Origin of the sequence: Sphingorhabdus sp. EL138 (genome assembly GCF_945882965.1) — a bacterium.
Taxonomy (GTDB): domain Bacteria; phylum Pseudomonadota; class Alphaproteobacteria; order Sphingomonadales; family Sphingomonadaceae; genus Sphingorhabdus_B.
This window is the reverse complement of sequence record NZ_CAMCWY010000010.1, coordinates 1-17,145: the sequence shown is the minus strand read 5'-3', so window position 1 is coordinate 17,145 and position 17,145 is coordinate 1. Positions and strand designations below refer to the sequence as shown.

General features: G+C 54.7%; 12 protein-coding genes and 1 tRNA gene. 10 read left to right on the top strand and 3 right to left on the bottom strand.

The annotated features are described in order from the left end of the window. The first annotated feature begins 1 nt into the window (after position 1). The 4 genes from dnaG (at position 2) to Q0N43_RS05830 (ending at position 6,205) form a co-directional block, all read left to right on the top strand. The gene (gene dnaG, locus Q0N43_RS05845) at positions 2-1,867 is read left to right on the top strand and encodes a DNA primase (protein ID WP_295443867.1); all 1,866 of its coding nucleotides are present in this window, start codon (positions 2-4) and stop codon (positions 1,865-1,867) included. Positions 1,868-1,885: 18 nt separating this feature from the next. After that, on the top strand, positions 1,886-3,922 hold the full coding sequence (gene rpoD, locus Q0N43_RS05840; RefSeq protein WP_295443864.1) for an RNA polymerase sigma factor RpoD: 2,037 nt from the start codon (positions 1,886-1,888) through the stop codon (positions 3,920-3,922). Between the two features lie 173 nt (positions 3,923-4,095). Next, on the top strand, positions 4,096-4,941 hold the full coding sequence (locus Q0N43_RS05835) for a MoxR family ATPase (RefSeq protein WP_295443860.1): 846 nt from the start codon (positions 4,096-4,098) through the stop codon (positions 4,939-4,941). A gap of 79 nt (positions 4,942-5,020) precedes the next feature. After that, positions 5,021-6,205 (top strand): VWA domain-containing protein, encoded by a 1,185-nt coding sequence (locus tag Q0N43_RS05830; RefSeq protein WP_295443857.1) that lies wholly within the window; start codon positions 5,021-5,023, stop codon positions 6,203-6,205. On the opposite strand, the gene Q0N43_RS05825 is transcribed toward Q0N43_RS05830, so the two are convergent. Together Q0N43_RS05825 and Q0N43_RS05820 are read right to left on the bottom strand one after the other, a co-directional pair. Then, on the bottom strand, positions 6,202-7,401 hold the full coding sequence (locus Q0N43_RS05825) for a DUF1343 domain-containing protein (RefSeq protein ID WP_295443854.1): 1,200 nt from the start codon (positions 7,399-7,401) through the stop codon (positions 6,202-6,204). The two genes, Q0N43_RS05830 and Q0N43_RS05825, sit on opposite strands and share 4 nt — an antisense overlap. Then, entirely contained in the window at positions 7,398-7,958 is a 561-nt protein-coding gene (locus Q0N43_RS05820; protein ID WP_295443851.1) for a DOMON-like domain-containing protein, read from the bottom strand. The genes Q0N43_RS05825 and Q0N43_RS05820 overlap by 4 nt, the downstream gene beginning before the upstream one ends. 32 nt (positions 7,959-7,990) lie before the next feature. Here Q0N43_RS05820 and tyrS point away from each other — a divergent pair, with 32 nt between their 5' ends. Further along, a complete protein-coding gene (gene tyrS / locus Q0N43_RS05815) occupies positions 7,991-9,217 on the top strand; it encodes a tyrosine--tRNA ligase (RefSeq protein ID WP_295443848.1) in 1,227 nt (408 codons plus the stop codon). 10 nt (positions 9,218-9,227) lie between these two features. Here the strand turns inward: tyrS and recG are convergent, their stop codons facing one another. Beyond that, positions 9,228-11,288 carry an ATP-dependent DNA helicase RecG gene (gene recG / locus Q0N43_RS05810; RefSeq protein ID WP_295443845.1) on the bottom strand — a complete coding sequence of 687 codons (2,061 nt, stop codon included), beginning with the start codon at positions 11,286-11,288 and terminating at the stop codon, positions 9,228-9,230. A gap of 60 nt (positions 11,289-11,348) precedes the next feature. Here recG and Q0N43_RS05805 point away from each other — a divergent pair, with 60 nt between their 5' ends. The 5 genes from Q0N43_RS05805 to Q0N43_RS05785 all read left to right on the top strand — a co-directional run bounded on the left by Q0N43_RS05805 (position 11,349) and on the right by Q0N43_RS05785 (position 17,142). Beyond that, positions 11,349-11,633, top strand: a complete 285-nt coding sequence (locus Q0N43_RS05805; protein ID WP_295443842.1) for a succinate dehydrogenase assembly factor 2 — start codon at positions 11,349-11,351, stop codon at positions 11,631-11,633. Then, complete coding sequence (gene mfd, locus Q0N43_RS05800; RefSeq protein ID WP_295443839.1) at positions 11,633-15,103, top strand: transcription-repair coupling factor; 3,471 nt, start codon at positions 11,633-11,635, stop codon at positions 15,101-15,103. Before Q0N43_RS05805 ends, mfd begins: the two co-directional genes overlap by 1 nt. A 130-nt stretch (positions 15,104-15,233) precedes the next feature. Further along, positions 15,234-16,220 carry a GTP 3',8-cyclase MoaA gene (gene moaA, locus Q0N43_RS05795; protein ID WP_295443836.1) on the top strand — a complete coding sequence of 329 codons (987 nt, stop codon included), beginning with the start codon at positions 15,234-15,236 and terminating at the stop codon, positions 16,218-16,220. Continuing rightward, positions 16,217-16,993, top strand: coding sequence for an NAD kinase (locus tag Q0N43_RS05790; protein ID WP_295443834.1), 777 nt, complete (start codon positions 16,217-16,219; stop codon positions 16,991-16,993). The genes moaA and Q0N43_RS05790 overlap by 4 nt, the downstream gene beginning before the upstream one ends. A 74-nt stretch (positions 16,994-17,067) precedes the next feature. Beyond that, a tRNA-Asn gene (locus tag Q0N43_RS05785) sits at positions 17,068-17,142 on the top strand. Positions 17,143-17,145: the final 3 nt, after the last annotated feature.

Here is a 17,145-nt window from a genome sequence, read left to right as displayed (position 1 = left end):
GGTGGCTCTCACCCCGCAATGGCTGGACGAATTACGCGCGCGGATTACGCTTTCTGCGTTGATAGGCTGCACGGTCAAGGTCACCAAGGCTGGCCGCGAGTTTAAGGCATGCTGCCCGTTCCATAACGAAAAATCGCCCAGCTTCACGATCAACGACGAAAAGGGCTTCTACCATTGCTTTGGCTGTTCCGCGCATGGTGATGCCATTCGCTGGATGACTGACCAGCGCGGCCTGTCTTTTATGGATGCGATCAAGGAACTGGCGGCGGAGGCCGGGATGGAGGTCCCTGCGGCTGATCCAAAGGCGGCTCAGCGGGCCGAAAAGGCGAATAGCCTATATGACGTGATGACGGCAGCGCAGGAATGGTTTGTCACACAATTGCTTGGCGTTGAGGGTTCCGCCGCGCGGGGATATCTCAAGCAACGCGGGTTTACGGAGCAAACAATCCGCGACTTTGGTTTCGGCCTCGCGCCCAGCAACCGTACGGGCCTAAAAACCGCGCTTAAGCAATTTGGTGACCCGATGTTGATTGAGGCAGGGTTGCTCATCTCAGTCGAGGATAAAGCCCCATATGACCGGTTTCGTGGTCGGCTGATGATCCCGATCCGTGATCCGCGTGGCCGCGTGATTGCCTTTGGAGGCCGGATTTTAGGCGAAGGTGAGCCGAAATATCTCAACTCACCTGACACGCCCTTATTCGACAAGGGCCGCACGCTTTACAATCTGGACAAATGTTCTCCTGCTTCACGCCAGACGGGCCGCGTGATTGTGGTCGAAGGGTATATGGACGTCATTGCCCTTGCGCAGGCTGGCTTTGCCGATGCTGTAGCACCTTTGGGCACCGCGCTGACCGAACAGCAAATTCAGATGCTGTGGCGGATGACAGAAAAGCCTTTATTGTGTTTTGACGGTGATGCCGCGGGGCAAAAAGCCGCCATGCGCGCAGCTTTACGCGCACTGCCATTGTTGAAACCCGGCCATAGTCTTCAGTTTGTTACCTTGCCCGAAGGACAAGACCCAGACGACGTGGTCAAGGCATCGGGGTCCACCGCACTCACACTGCTTTTAGAAGCCTCTCAGCCGCTCGTAGAGAGGTTGTGGCAGGCTGAGGTGAATGCAGGCAACCTGAGCACGCCAGAGGACCGTGCGGGGCTTAAACAGCGTTTAGGCGCCCATACGGCAAATATCGCAGACGGAGAAATTCGGCGCCATTATGCCGATGCCTTTCGCGAGCGTTTCGACACTCTATTCGTGCAGCGACGCGGTGCGCCATTCACCCCATCGGCACCTTCTGTACGCGGACAAAAGCGCGATTGGCGCAAGCCGCCAATTTTACCGCCGGGCGCTGAAACCAAAAGCTTCAATGCCAAGGGTTCGGACTTTCTCATTCAGGGTATATTGGCGGCGTTGTTGCGCCATCCTGCGCTTATTGCACAACATCATGAGGCGCTGAGCGACTTTGTCCCGCTCGACCCGAATCATGCGGCCTTGCTGAACGTGATGCTCAACCAATCTTTTAGCAAAGAAACGCTTGATACCGAGGGGCTAGTTACCATATTGGGCGAGAAGTTGTATAATGTCGCGTCGGCACTGCTCCACAGTAACGGTAAGGTTTTTGCCTTTAACCGCGGTGCGTTCGGTACAGGAGGCGACGGATTGTCTAACGCTTCAAAAAATTTGGGTGAAGCAATCAGGCTTATGAAGCAGCGTCCCGCGCTGGAAGAAGCTTTGGAACGCGCCACGCAGTTGGCGAGTTTGGAGATGACTGAAGAGACTTTTGCCGAACAGCAAAGGTTGCGACACGAGAAAAAGGCATTTGACGATCGTATCATCGAATTTTTTCGGCGTGATGCCGATAGTTTATAAGTTTATCGGGGAATTATTTTGGCAAGTCGCGCAAATGAAAACGAAGAAGATATCGGCGAAAACGGTGATGCACCGCTGATCGACCTGAATGATGCGACCGTAAAAAAACTGCTCGCTAAGGCCAAGCGCCGGGGTTTCCTGACGTATGATGAACTGAATGCGGCCCTGCCGCAGGATCAGATGTCGTCCGAACAAATTGAAGACGTAATGTCGGCGATTAACGACATGGGCGTGCAGATCGTCGAGAATGAAGAAGCCGGCGACGATAGTGAGGACGAGGCCGAGGAAGAAGTCGAAACCATCGACAATATTTCCGAAAATGATCCCCGCTCGCTGACCAACACTATCAAGAAAACCGGCACTGGCGAACGCACCGATGACCCCGTCCGCATGTATTTGCGTGAAATGGGCGCGGTGGAATTGCTCTCCCGCGAAGGCGAAATCGCTATTGCCAAGCGCATCGAGTCTGGTCGCGACACCATGATTTTGGGCCTGTGCGAAAGCCCGATCACTTTCCACGCGATCATCGATTGGTCTAATGCGCTTAATGACGGCGAAATGCAGCTGCGCGAAATTCTTGACCTCGACGCCATGCTTTCGAAAGAGCCTGCACCTGAAGTGCTGACCGAGGATGGCGAAGAAGAAGGCGCTGGGGAGATTAGCGAGAAAACTGCCGGTCCTTCCTATAAAGAAGAAGAGGAAGTCGAAGACGAACCCGAAGCGGCAAGCGACGATGAGGACATGACGGAGCGGCGCTCGCGTCCTGTCGAAGACGAGGAAGAAGACAACACCCTTAGCCTCGCGCAAATGGAAGAGGCGTTGAAGCCCGCTGCGCTTGAGCGTTTTGCCAAGATCACGTCGCTGTTCAAAAAATTCTCAAACATTCAACTTGAGCGCATGCGCGCACTGAATGCAGGCGAAGATTTTTCCACAGCTTCGGAAAACAAATATAACAAATTGCGTGAAGAATTGACCGCAGAAGTTGAAAGTGTTCAATTCCATGCGAACAAGATCGAATATCTGGTCGATCAATTATACTCATTCAACCGCCGCCTGACCGCATTGGGTGGTCAGATACTGCGCTTGGCAGAACGGCATAAGGTTCCGCGCAAGGCCTTCCTCGACAGCTATATGGGTCGTGAGCTGGATGAAAATTGGCTCACCGAAGTGTCAAACATCGACAAGAAATGGACGGCATTCGCAACGAATGAAGCGGAAAGCGTCGAGCGTATCCGCATCGAAATCGCCGACATTGCCGCCAATACTGGCATGTCACTTGGCGAATTCCGCCGTATCGTGAACATGGTGCAAAAGGGCGAGCGCGAAGCACGCATAGCGAAGAAGGAAATGGTTGAGGCGAATTTGCGCCTCGTGATTTCCATTGCCAAGAAATACACCAACCGCGGTTTGCAGTTCCTTGATCTTATTCAGGAAGGCAATATCGGTCTGATGAAGGCGGTCGATAAGTTCGAATATCGCCGCGGTTACAAGTTCAGTACATATGCAACATGGTGGATCCGTCAGGCGATTACCCGGTCAATTGCTGATCAGGCGCGGACCATCCGTATTCCCGTGCACATGATCGAAACGATCAATAAATTGGTACGCACGAGCCGCCAGTTCCTGCACGAACAAGGGCGCGAGCCTACACCCGAAGAAATGGCCGAACGCCTTTCGATGCCGCTTGAAAAAGTGCGCAAGGTGATGAAAATCGCGAAGGAACCGATCAGCCTTGAAACCCCGATTGGCGACGAAGAAGACAGCCATTTGGGCGACTTCATCGAAGACAAAAACGCAGTCATTCCCGTGGATGCCGCGATTCAGGCGAATTTGAAGGAAACAGTGACCCGCGTTTTGGCATCGCTCACCCCGCGTGAAGAGCGCGTATTGCGTATGCGGTTCGGAATTGGCATGAACACCGACCATACGCTTGAAGAAGTTGGGCAGCAATTCAGCGTGACGCGTGAACGTATCCGGCAGATTGAAGCCAAGGCGTTGCGTAAGCTAAAGCATCCAAGCCGCAGCCGCAAAATGCGCAGCTTCCTCGACCAATAAAATCTCAAAAGCCCGGCCCTTTCTTACTCTCAGGATTGGGTCCGTTTTTGTGAGAGCCGGTGCGATCCATGTTCTATCGTTAAGCCATCTGCTTGGTCGCGCAGTATCCTGTTGCATATCCTGATTAGCCCACTTAACGAATTAATCGTTCGATTAACAAAAAGGGTTCGTCCATGCGCTTTGAAGGCACCGATAACTACGTCGCCACTGATGACCTGAAGGTCGCCGTTAACGCCGCTACCAAGTTGCGTCGGCCTTTGCTGGTCAAGGGTGAGCCAGGCACCGGCAAGACCGTCCTGGCGCAAGAGATCGCGACCGCGCTTGGTGCACCGCTCATCGAATGGAATATTAAGTCCACGACCAAAGCGCATCAGGGCCTGTATGAATATGATGCTGTTGCCCGCCTGCGCGACAGCCAATTGGGCGATGCGCGCGTGCATGACATCAAAAACTACATCAAAAAAGGCAAGTTGTGGGAGGCTTTCACCGCCCCCCAATTGCCCGTGTTGTTGATTGACGAAATCGACAAGGCCGACATCGAATTTCCCAATGATTTGTTGCAAGAACTCGACCGTATGGAATTCTTCGTTTACGAAACGCAAGAGACCATCAAAGCGGTAGAGCGCCCAATCGTCATCATTACCTCAAATAATGAGAAAGAGCTGCCAGATGCGTTTCTGCGCCGTTGTTTCTTCCATTATATCAAATTCCCGGATCGAACGACTATGCAGGCGATTATTGATGTCCACTTTCCCGGCATTCAAAAAATGCTGGTGTCTAAGGCAATGGACATTTTTTACGAAGTTCGCGACGTGCCAGGCCTAAAGAAAAAGCCAAGCACCAGCGAATTGCTCGATTGGCTTAAGCTTTTGCTGCATGAAGATATGCCATTGGATGTGCTTCAATCGCGTGACCCAACCAAGGCGATCCCGCCTTTACACGGCGCGCTGCTTAAGAATGAGCAGGATATCATGTTGTTTGAACGGCTTGCCTTTATGGCCCGCCGCCCCAACACGTAAAATTCGTCGGCGCGCTGTTTACCTCTAGAGCCGCGCATTCGCCAAAGCATAATCGGTCACTTTATACAGGATCCAGCCGATGTTTTTCTCATTCATGGAAGAGTTGCGGTCTGCCGGCATCTCGGCATCGCTGAAAGAGCATCTGGCGTTACTTGCTGCGTTGGACGCCGATGTCATTGGCCAAAGCCCCGAAGAGTTCTACTATCTTGCGCGCGCCACTTTGGTCAAAGACGAAGCATTGCTTGATCGCTTCGACCAAGTTTTTGGCAAAGTCTTCAAAGGTATTTTCACCGAATATGGCCAAAAACCCGTCGATGTTCCCGCCGACTGGCTGAAAGCCATTGCCGAAAAATATCTATCGCCCGAGGAAATGGCGAACATCGAAAAAATGGGCAGCTGGGACGAATTAATGGAGACGCTGAAAAAGCGGCTCGAAGAACAGGAAAAACGGCATCAGGGTGGCAATAAATGGGTCGGTACTGGCGGCACATCCCCTTATGGTAATTCGGGCTATCACCCCGAAGGCGTCCGAATTGGCGGCGAATCCAAGCATAAGCGTGCGGTCAAAGTTTGGGACAAGCGTGAGTTTCAGAATCTCGACCACACCAGAGAATTGGGTACGCGGAATATAAAAATCGCAATGCGCCGCTTACGCCGTTTCGCGCGCGATGGTGCGGTGGAAGAGTTGGATATTGAAGGCACGATCAACGGTACGGCTCGCCAAGGCTGGTTGGACATCAAAATGCGCCCTGAACGGCGTAATGCCATTAAGGTGCTGTTGATGTTGGACGTTGGCGGATCGATGGATCCGTTCATCAAACTTTGCGAAGAGTTATTCAGTGCCGCGACTAGCGAGTTCAAAAATTTGGAGTTTTTCTATTTTCACAACTGCCCATATGAAGGAGTGTGGAAAGACAATAAGCGCCGGTTTAGTGAGCGTACGCAGATGTGGGATCTGCTCCACAAATTCCCGCATGATTATAAGGTTGTGATGGTCGGCGATGCCTCCATGAGTCCTTATGAGATCACCCATCCCGGCGGTTCGGTTGAACATTTCAACGAAGAATCGGGCGCGGTGTGGATGAACCGTATCACCAGCACTTATCCGGCAACGGTTTGGTTGAACCCGGTGCCGGAAAAGCAATGGGGCTATTCGCAGTCTACCAAGATCATCAAGGAACTGGTCAACGACCGCATGTATCCGCTGACGTTAGAAGGTCTGGATGACGCTATGCGCGAACTAAGCCGCAAGCACGGACATTAATACAGAAAGTGCTTGCCCCGTTCTTCGCCCCAAGCCTGCTCATCGACTGACGTCATCGCGTCTAATTCCACCGGCGTGCTGTCCGCTGCATCAACCCATTCGCGCAGGGCTGGTCCGCCGTTGATGACGTCGATTGCGAGTTTGCCGGATTCATATTCATAGGGAAAATCGCGCCACAGATCATAATCCGGGTACAGCCGCCGGATCGCCTTGAACGCCAAAGTCTGCAACCGCCAAGGCCGAAACGCCTGATGGTCATAGCCGGGGCCTTCGGCATGGATATGCACGCCATGGCAAAGCTGATGCACATGTTTGTGGAATGTTGGTTCAAACCAGATTTCACGCAAGCTGCAGCCCTTCAACCATAAAGGCGCAAAGTTTTGCATTTCGGCGATTACGGCACGAGCATCAATATCAGGTGCGCCGAATATCTCTAGCGGACGCGTGGTCCCCCTGCCCTCTGATAAATTCGTGCCTTCAAGCAAAACGGTGCCCGCATAAGCCCGCGCCATGTTGATGTTGGCCGCATTGGGACTTGGGTTGATCCACAGCCTGTCTGTCGGCCAGCCAAAGCCTGGCGCACCATCGGTTGCATAGCCCTCCATTGCGATCACGTTATAATCTACATCGATCTTATAATGATCGATGAACCATTTCCCTATCTCACCCAGCGTCAGGCCATGGCGCATGGGCATCGGCCCTGCCCCCACAAAGCTTTCCCATCCAGAAAGCAGTGTAAGACCCTCTGCAGGGCGTCCAGCGGGGTTTGGGCGGTCAAGTACCCAAACTGACTTTCCATGCTCAGCCGCAGCCTCCAATATGTACAGCAATGTCGTGATAAACGTGTAAATGCGGCAACCCAGATCCTGCAAATCGATAAGGATGACATCGAAAGTCTCCATAGACGCTGCGGTCGGGCGGCGTACTTCGCCATAAAGGCTGAACACTGGGATATTGTGGGCTGGATCCATGAAATCCGGCGATTCTATCATATTGTCTTGCTTATCACCGCGCAGGCCGTGTTGGGGGCCAAACGCAGCGGTGACGTTGACGTCGCCTAAAGCCGCAAGTGCATCAAGCGAATGGGTGAGGTCCGCCGTTACGGAAGCCGGGTGCGCCAATAAAGCAACACGCTTGCCTTTCAAGGGGGCGCGCAGTTCAGGCTCTGCCAAAAGGCGATCAATTCCAAATTTCATGCCGCGCTTCGTGCCTCCAGTTGCACGGCAAAGCAATCCTTATGATGAAAATCTGGCTTGCCCGGGGGATGCGCTACGGCCCAATAAGAGATGTCACCACTCTTCGTGGCCATAACCGCGCTGATGCCCGCCCTTAGGCTGCGCGCCTGCCAAGTGTCGGGTAACGCAATCGTGGCGATTAGCGTCAGAGAATCGGCATCTTGCGCGACTTTGATGTTTGGAGCGTTTGTTTCCAACGCAGCCATATCCGAACGATAGCCCGCAAACTGATATGCGGCCCATTGGCGCGACGGCGAAAAATTATACTCCAAATAGTTTTCATCCTCAAAATTGCCTATAAATAACTCAAAACATGTGTTTTTCCATAGACCGTCAATACGATGCAGCGCTGATCGGGCCGGAATTTCGAATGCGCATGTTTCGCCAAACACGCGATAGGTCACCGTAACTTCCCCGGTCGTCCGGCGCGTAATCGTGACACCGATACCCTCAATACCGCCGGCCAGCGAATGTGCGTGACACATCAACGGCACTTCAGTCATTGAATTATTGGCCAATGTCGAAACTCCATGCTAGGCGCGTGCGCGCTATGACTGCTTATAAATCCGATCTCCTCCGCCTGCTCAATGCACGTGGCTATATTCACCAGACAACCGACGCCCCTGCGCTTGACGCATTGGCATCCAAACAGATTGTGCAAGGCTATATCGGCTTCGACGCCACCGCGCCATCGCTTCATGTCGGCAATCTTGTCTCGATCATGCTGCTGCGACGCTTGCAGCAAGCAGGCCACAAGCCAGTAGTGGTTATGGGCGGCGGAACGACTCGGATTGGTGACCCAACGGGCAAGGACGAAGTCCGCAAGATGCTCACCGATGAGACGATTGAAACGAATATCCATTCGATCCGAACGGCTTTCGAAAAATTTCTGACATTCGGCGATGGTCCGACCGATGCGGTGATGGTCAACAATCATGACTGGCTTGGACAGTTGGGATATATCGAATTGCTGCAGCAGGTTGGCACGCATTTCACCATCAACCGCATGCTGACATTCGATTCGGTGAAGCTGCGCCTTGAGCGCGAACAGCCGATGACCTTTCTTGAATTCAACTATATGATCTTGCAAGGCTATGACTTCCGTCATTTGAGCAAGACTATGGGCGTTCGCCTGCAAATGGGTGGGTCCGACCAATGGGGCAACATCATTAACGGCATGGAGCTTGCCCGCCGGATAGACGGCACCGAAGTGTTTGGCCTAACGACCCCGCTGATTACCAAGGCCGATGGTTCAAAGATGGGCAAGTCGGTGTCTGGCGCGATTTGGCTGAACCGCGAACAATTGCCTGACTATGATTATTGGCAATTTTGGCGGAATACCGACGACCGAGATGTTGGCCGCTTCCTGCGCCTGTTCACGGACCTGCCATTAGACGAGATTGGGCGGCTTGAGGCCCTTGGCGGTTCGGAAATCAACACGGCCAAGATAGCCTTGGCCAATGCCGCGACCGTACTGTGCCGCGGGGCGGATGCAGCGACCCTTGCATCGGAAACCGCACGTAAGACGTTTGAAGAAGGCACAAGTGGCGGCGATCTGCCTAGCTTTGACGCTTCGGGCGACATTTCCCTCATTGATGCATTGGTTGGCCTGTGCTTTGTTGCATCAAAGAAAGAAGCACGCCGGATGATCCAAGGCGGGGGTGCACGAGTTGATGGCGACGCCGTGACCGATGAAGACGTGGTCATTTCGGCTCAAGCAGCCCCTGTCAAAATCTCAGCGGGAAAGAAAAAACACGGTTTAATCAAATTCATATAAGCCGCAGCTGCTAACCGCCGCGCAACGTCGCTACACCTGCGTCCCGTTCAAACAGGTATAACGCCACCCGCGCCGCTTGACCGCGCGCGCCATCAAGCCCGCCGTCGCGGTCAAGCAAAAGTCTGGCATCGTCCGCCGCGACGCCAATCAGCGCGCGGACTTGTTCGGGAGTCGCGACACGAAACGGGTTTTCGCCCGACTGCCTTGTGCCAAGCAATTCACCCGCGCCGCGCAGTTTCAAATCCTCTTCGGCAATGCGAAAACCATCGTTCGTCTCGCGCATCAACGCCAGTCGTGCCCGCGCTGTTTCTCCAATTTGCGTGCTGCGGACAAGGATACAGGCCGATTTCTCGGCCCCTCGACCAACCCGCCCGCGTAACTGGTGCAATTGTGCAAGACCAAAGCGATCCGCTGCCTCAATCACCATGAGGCTGGCATTTGGAACGTCCACGCCAACCTCAATCACCGTTGTAGCCACCAGCAACCGCGTTTTGCCCGCTACAAATTGTTCCATGACAACGTCTTTTTCCGGGCCGCGCATCCGACCGTGCACCAATGCAACCTGATCACCAAAGCGCAAGCGAAGCTGTTCAGCGCGTTGTTCGGCGGCGGCGAGGTCGCTTTTGTCGCTTTCCTCTACTAATGGGCACACCCAAAACGCCTGTTTTCCTGCGGCGAGATGCCGCGCGACGCCATCGACGAGTTCGGACAGCCGATCCTGCGACATCACCCGGGTTTCAACCGGCGTCCGTCCGGGGGGCAGCTCGTCGAGGATCGAGCTATCCATTTCACCATAAGCTGCAAGCGCAAGGCTGCGCGGGATCGGGGTTGCGGTCATAACCAACAAATGCGGCACGCCCCTGCCCTTGCGCGACAGCATCAGCCGTTGTGAAACGCCAAAGCGGTGCTGTTCATCAATCACCGCGACCGCAAGCGCTTTATAGGTCACAGCTTCCTGAAATATCGCATGGGTGCCAACAAGAATGTGAATTGAGCCATCGGCAAGCCCCATCAACGTTGCCTCACGCAAGCGGCCTTTTTCGCGACCCGTAAGAATCGCAATGTTGATGGGCAGGCCAGAGAGTGTTTTTTGAAGGCTGGCATAATGTTGCCGCGCAAGAATTTCTGTCGGCGCGAGCATCACTGACTGCATCCCTGCCTCAACGCCGCGCAGCAGCGCCATCAGCGCGACCATCGTCTTACCAGCACCCACATCGCCTTGTAGCAGGCGGAGCATTGGCCGCGACTGCGCAAGATCGCCCTCAATCTCGGTTATGGCGCGCTGCTGCGCGCTTGTTAGCGCAAAAGGCAACCGTAGCTTTGTCACCAAAGAGCCATCACCGCATATGGGCATAGCGGTTCTTTTGTCCATCGCCGCGCGGATTAACCGCATCGCAAGTTGGTTGCTGAATAGCTCATCATAAGCCAGCCTATCCCGCGCGTCTTGGTCATCCTTGTTGTGCAGTAAGTTTATAGACTTCGACCAACTTGACCATCCCCGACTGGATAATAAGGTCGGTTCAATCCACTCCGCCAAATCAGGCACGTTTTGCAACGATGTCGCTGCCAATTGCCCCATGCGCCTGTTAGTTAGGCCGTCGGACAATGGATAAATCGGTTCGGCCAGCCCCGGCGAGGCATCGCTGCCAATGGGCACAACATGGTCGGGATGGACCATCTGAAGCTCGTCCCCATAACGGTCCAGCTTGCCCGATATTATGCGCGTTTCGCCAACGGGAAGCTGCTTACGCGCCCAACCGCCATTCCGGCCAAAAAATGTCAGCGTAATATAATTGCCGTCCACATCTGCCGCAAAAATGCGTAATGGCGCACGTGGGCTATTTCCACCGCGATGATCCATAACGGTCACAGTGAGGATGATGTTTTGACCCACATCGGTCACATCCAAACGCGACACAGCCTTGCGATAGGTCCAGCTGTGGGGGAAATGATACAGAACATCCTTCCCCCGCTCCAGCCCAAGCCGCTCCAACGGCCTGGCAAGACCAGGACCAACACCCTTTAGGGCACGTATGTCTGCAAATAACGGATTGAGTATATCGGGGCGCATGACTAGGGCCGCTTATAACCCGCAAATCTTATTCTACCAGAAGCTTAAAGGATGCGTTACATGGACGCTGACCCCTATCGTCGCAAATTACATTATCGCGCGCACCACCGTGGCACGCGTGAGGCCGATGCTATGGTCGGTGGATTTTTCGATCATTGCTCTGCGCAATGGGGCGCAGTTGAGTATGAATGGTTCGAGCGCCTGCTGGATGAACAGGATGTCGACATCATGGCGTGGGCACTCGGCACGGCTGCGCCTGACCCAGCCTTTGCTGGTCCGTTGATGGACCAGATGATGCAACTGGATTTCATTGTGCTTCCCGAAGGGCTTAGTACCCATAAGTGATGATTGACCTGCAGCGCATCATAAACAGCCGCCAAGCACTTACGCTTGCGTCGGTGCCAAATGGCTTTGCGCCGTTGTTGCTGGCGGACCTAACGCGCGCGGCAAAGGCTCGTGCGCTCTATATTGCGCCCGATGAATCGGCGATGCGCGCCATTGCCGATGCAGTGCCTTTTTTTGCACCTGAAATCGAAATCCTAATTCTGCCAGGTTGGGATTGCCTTCCCTACGACCGCGCTTCGCCTTCCGTCGCCGTCACCTCGCAGCGCATGTCGACTCTGCAAGCATTGCAGCAGCCTGCGAAAAAGAAGCAGCTTGTGGTTACGACGATTGGCGCGGTTATTCAGAAATATGTGACGCCGTTCCGCATTCGTCAGACAGGCGAGCGATTGACCGCTGGCTGCGAGATAAGCCGCGATCGGCTTGCGTACTTATTACAATCCAACGGCTATTTCCGCGTGGATACAGTTGCCGACGCTGGCGAATTCGCGATCCGTGGCAGCATTGTCGATCTGTTTCCCGCTGGCAGCGAAGTCGGCCTTCGCCTCGATTTCTTTGGCGATGAAATTGAAAGCATCCGCCGCTTTAACCCATCGGACCAACGCAGCATTGATCAGGTCGACCATTTCGACATCTTGCCCGCTGTAGAAGCCTTAATGGACGAAGAGGCGATTAAACGCTTCCGCATTGGTTACCGCGAGCGATTTGGCGTCACCGCAACGGGCGACCCGCTATATCAGGCGGTATCCGAAGGCCGCAGGCTGTCCGGCATGGACCATTGGTTGCCGTTGTTCGAAGAGCGCATGGCGACCATTTTTGATCATGTCGGCGCTGGCACGTTGGTAATACGCGACAGCGGCGCGACTGCGGCTGGCCAGTCAAGGCTCGACTCGATCGTCGATTATCACGAAAACCGCGTAAAAGCACAGGCGGCGGAGCCCGGAAGCTACCGTCCGCTCCCGCCCGAAATGTTATACCTAAGCGGTGATGAGCTCGACCAGTTATTTGCGGATAATGCCGCGCATCTCGTCACGCCCTTTTCGCAGCCGGACTCAGCAAACATCATCGATTTCGACATTGGTGCTGCGCGCGATTTCGCCCCGGAACGGGCGCAAAAGGCAAATGTGTATGAGGCAGTTGCCGCGCATCTTAAATCGTTACACGCCGCCAAAACCAAGACAGTCATTGCCAGCTATTCCGGTGGCGCGCTCGAACGGCTGAAAGGGTTGCTGGCGGAGCATAAGGCACCGACGATTGTCGCGGTCGACAGTTGGCAGCAAGCATTGGGCGTAGCGGCTGGCCAAACCGCCATTGTCGTTCTGCCACTGGACCATGGCTATACCACGCCCGACCTTGTGGTGCTGAGCGAACAGGACATGCTTGGCGACCGTCTTGTGCGTCGCCAGAAACGGCGCAAGTCGGCGGACGCTTTCTTGGCCGAGCTGGCCGCGCTGACGCCGGGTGACCTCGTTGTCCATCAGGACCATGGGATCGGACGATATGATGGCCTGATTTCCATCCTCGTCGGCAACAGCCCGCACGACTGTGTTGCCCTTACCTATGCAGGTAGCGACAAGTTATACGTTCCGGTTGAAAACATCGACGTGCTGTCGCGTTATGGTTCGGACAGCGAGCATGTGTCGCTCGACAAATTGGGCGGCGAAGCGTGGCAGCGGCGTAAGTCAAAGCTGAAAGAACGCATCCGCGCCATAGCCGGTGAATTGCTGAAGACTGCCGCCGAACGCGCATTGCGGGCGGGTGCGGTTATTGAAGTTGATGGCCCTGCTTATGCAAGCTTCGTTGACCGCTTTCCTTATGAGGAAACCGAAGATCAGCTCCGCGTGATTGAAGAAGTGCTTCAGGATCTGTCAGCTGGCAAGCCTATGGACCGTCTGGTGTGCGGAGATGTTGGCTTTGGGAAAACCGAGGTTGCGATGCGTGCCGCTTTTGCCGTGGCAATGGCAGGGTTTCAGGTCGCTGTCATTGCGCCAACGACCCTATTGGCGCGGCAGCATTATGCGAACTTTGCCGAACGTTTTCGTGATTTGCCTTTGAAACTGGGTCGGCTATCGCGGCTTGTGCCCGCCGCAGAAGCCACGCAAACGCGCGAAGGCCTTGCCGATGGGACCGTGGACATTGTGATCGGGACGCATGCCGTGCTGGCAAAGTCGCTGCAGTTCAAACGCCTTGGGCTTGTCATTGTGGATGAAGAACAACGCTTCGGCGTTAATCACAAGGAGCAATTGAAGGCGCTCAAGACAGACGTGCATATGCTCACGCTCACCGCAACGCCCATACCACGCACGTTGCAGATGGCGATGTCGGGCCTGCGCGAGCTGTCGGTCATTCAAACCCCACCGGTCGACCGTCTGGCCGTGCGCACTTATGTCATGCCGTGGGATCCAGTCGTGCTGCGAGAGGCTTTGCTGCGCGAGCATTATCGGGGCGGGCAAAGCTTCTTCGTTGTGCCGCGCATTACCGATTTGACCGAGGTTGAGGAGTTTCTGCGCACCGAAATACCCGAAGTGAAATATGTGATCGCGCATGGCCAAATGTCACCCACACAAGTTGAGGAGCGCATGAGCGCTTTTTATGAAAAGCGATATGACGTGCTGCTTTCAACGACCATCGTCGAAAGCGGCCTCGACATTCCAAGCGCAAACACCCTTATCATCCTGCGCGCCGACCGTTTCGGCCTTGCACAATTATATCAGCTTCGTGGACGCGTAGGACGATCCAAAACGCGCGCTTATGCCTATCTCACGCACGAACCTAACCGTGTGCTGACAGAGACAGCGGAGAAACGGTTAAAGGTACTTGGCGACCTTGATAGCCTGGGCGCAGGTTTCCAGCTTGCAAGCCATGACCTCGACATTCGTGGCGCAGGCAATCTGGTGGGTGACGAGCAATCCGGCCACATCAAAGAGGTTGGCTTTGAATTATATCAATCAATGCTTGAAGAGGCGATTTTGGAAGCACGGGCGGGCGCGCAGGGGCTAGCCAAACCATGTGGCAGCTTCTCACCACAAATCACCATCGACGCGCCCATTCTCATTCCAGACGACTATGTCCCCGACCTGTCGGTCCGCATGGCGCTGTATCGCCGCCTGAACGATCTCGAAGAAGGCCAAGATGTCGAAGGCTTCGCTGCGGAAATGACGGATCGTTTTGGTCCGATCCCCGAACCCACGCAGAATCTGCTCAAGCTTATCCAGATCAAGCAAAACGCGCTTATCGCGCAAGTCGCTAAGATCGAAGTCGGGGCCCGCGGGACATTGGTTAGCTTCCATCAGGACACGCCGCCCAATATTGCTGGGCTGCTCGCTTATGTCGACAAGCTTGGCCAAACGGCGAAGCTACGCCCCGATAGCAAGTTGGTGATCAACCGCGTCTGGGGCGACCCTACGGCGCGATTAAACGGATGTTTGCAACTGTCACGTGGCCTTGCCAATCTGGCGCGCAAATCGGGTTGAAGCGAGCTTCGAATCAAAGCCTCGCAGCGGTTGGGTATAAGCGGCGACGCGCGCGGAATAATCCTGCCCTGATTATTGCCGCTGTTGGATTAAGCTTTTGTCTGCACGGTTTTGCGCTTACATCGCAAAAATGATCGACGGTTTCGGACGCAATATAGACTATTTACGGATATCGGTGACCGACCGTTGCAATTTTCGGTGCACCTATTGCATGCCCGAACAGCAAAGCTTTTTGCCGCATCGCGACCTGCTGACCTACGACGAAATCCTAGTTTTGGTGGAACGGTTCATCGCGCATGGCATCCGCAAAATCCGCCTTACCGGCGGCGAACCCCTTGTGCGGCGCGACATCCATGTCTTGATTGCGGCGCTTGGTCAGCACGTGCACAACGGCGCCCTCGAAGAATTGACCATGACAACCAATGGCAGCCGATTGGAGCATTTTGCGCCGTTGCTCGCGTCGGCGGGCATGAAGCGGATAAATGTTAGCCTCGACACGTTGGATGCCGAGGCCTGTCGCCGGATCAGCCGGGGTGGCGACCTCGATACGGTGTTGGCCGGGATCCACGCGGCGCGCGCGCACGGCATGGATGTCAAAATCAACATGGTCGCGCTGAAGCAGCAGAACGAAGACGCGCTTTTGCCCATGGCGCATTTCTGCGCCGAACATGGGCTTGATCTCACCTTGATAGAAACCATGCCCTTGGGCGCTGGTGTTTCGGAACGCGAAGAAAGCTACATCGCGCTCGATGATTTCACAGCGCCGCTTCGCGCACTTTATGATCTGCAACCCTTAACCCATAAGAGCGCTGGCCCTGCCCGCTATTGGCGCGTTGCGCCCTTGGGCCTTCGCCTTGGCCTTATAACGCCCATGAGCCATAATTTCTGCGACCAATGTAACCGCATTCGCCTGACCACCGACGGCAAGATTTACATGTGCCTTGGCTCGGAACTGCATGTCGATTTGCGCAAGGCGCTGCGTGCGGACACGTTATCAGATGTCGATCATTTGCTTCAAAAGGCTTTGCGGCTTAAACCCCAACGCCATGAATTCGCAACACAGCTTGCGCAGGCCGATTTACGGCTCGCGCGACATATGAACGCAACAGGTGGATGAACCCGAATATGCAACTTGCGATCATCTCATCGGCAACCCCGCAAGCCCGTGAAGCCGAGGCACTTTTGCGCGAAGTGCATGAATTTGTGCCGCTCGACAGCGCCGATGCGGTCATTGTGCTTGGGGGCGACGGACACATGCTTCAGGTTTTGCACCAATTATTGGAAAGCCGCCGTGACATTCCCGCTTATGGCATGAACCGCGGTACCATTGGCTTTTTGATGAATAGCTGGGACGGGCATGACCTTCCCCGCCGCTTGCAACGCGCCAAGTCCTTTTCTGTCCGTCCGTTGACGACGGAGATAACCACCATCAGCGGCCAAAAATTTATATTGCCCGCCATTAACGAAGTCTCCCTGCTGCGCGAAACGCGTCAGGCGGCGAAGCTGGAGATTTCTGTCAACGGCAGAGCAGTCATCCCCGAACTCATTTGCGACGGCATATTGGTCTCCACGCCTGCTGGGTCCACCGCCTATAATTTATCCGCCAATGGCCCCATTTTGCCTCTGGACTCGTCGTTGCTCGCCTTGACGCCTATCAGCCCTTTTCGCCCGCGACGTTGGAAAGGCGCAATATTGCCCGACCGCTATGTCATCCGGATCAAAATATTGGAAGCCAGTAAAAGGCCAGTCAGCGCCGTCGCAGATCAACGCGAGATTCGGGATATTGCGCAAGTCGAAGTCGCCTTGGACCGCAACCGCGCGCTCACTTTGTTGTTTGATCCGGAACATGCCTTGGATGACCGCATATCAATGGAACAATTTATTGTCTGAACGGGCAATGGGCGCTTGCCAAAAGCAAAAAAGCGCTGCTATACGCGCGCCTCTGCCTGAACATATCGGGCTGTTCCCTGGTAGCTCAGTGGTAGAGCAGTTGACTGTTAATCAATTGGTCGGGGGTTCGAATCCCTCCCGGGGAGCCATTA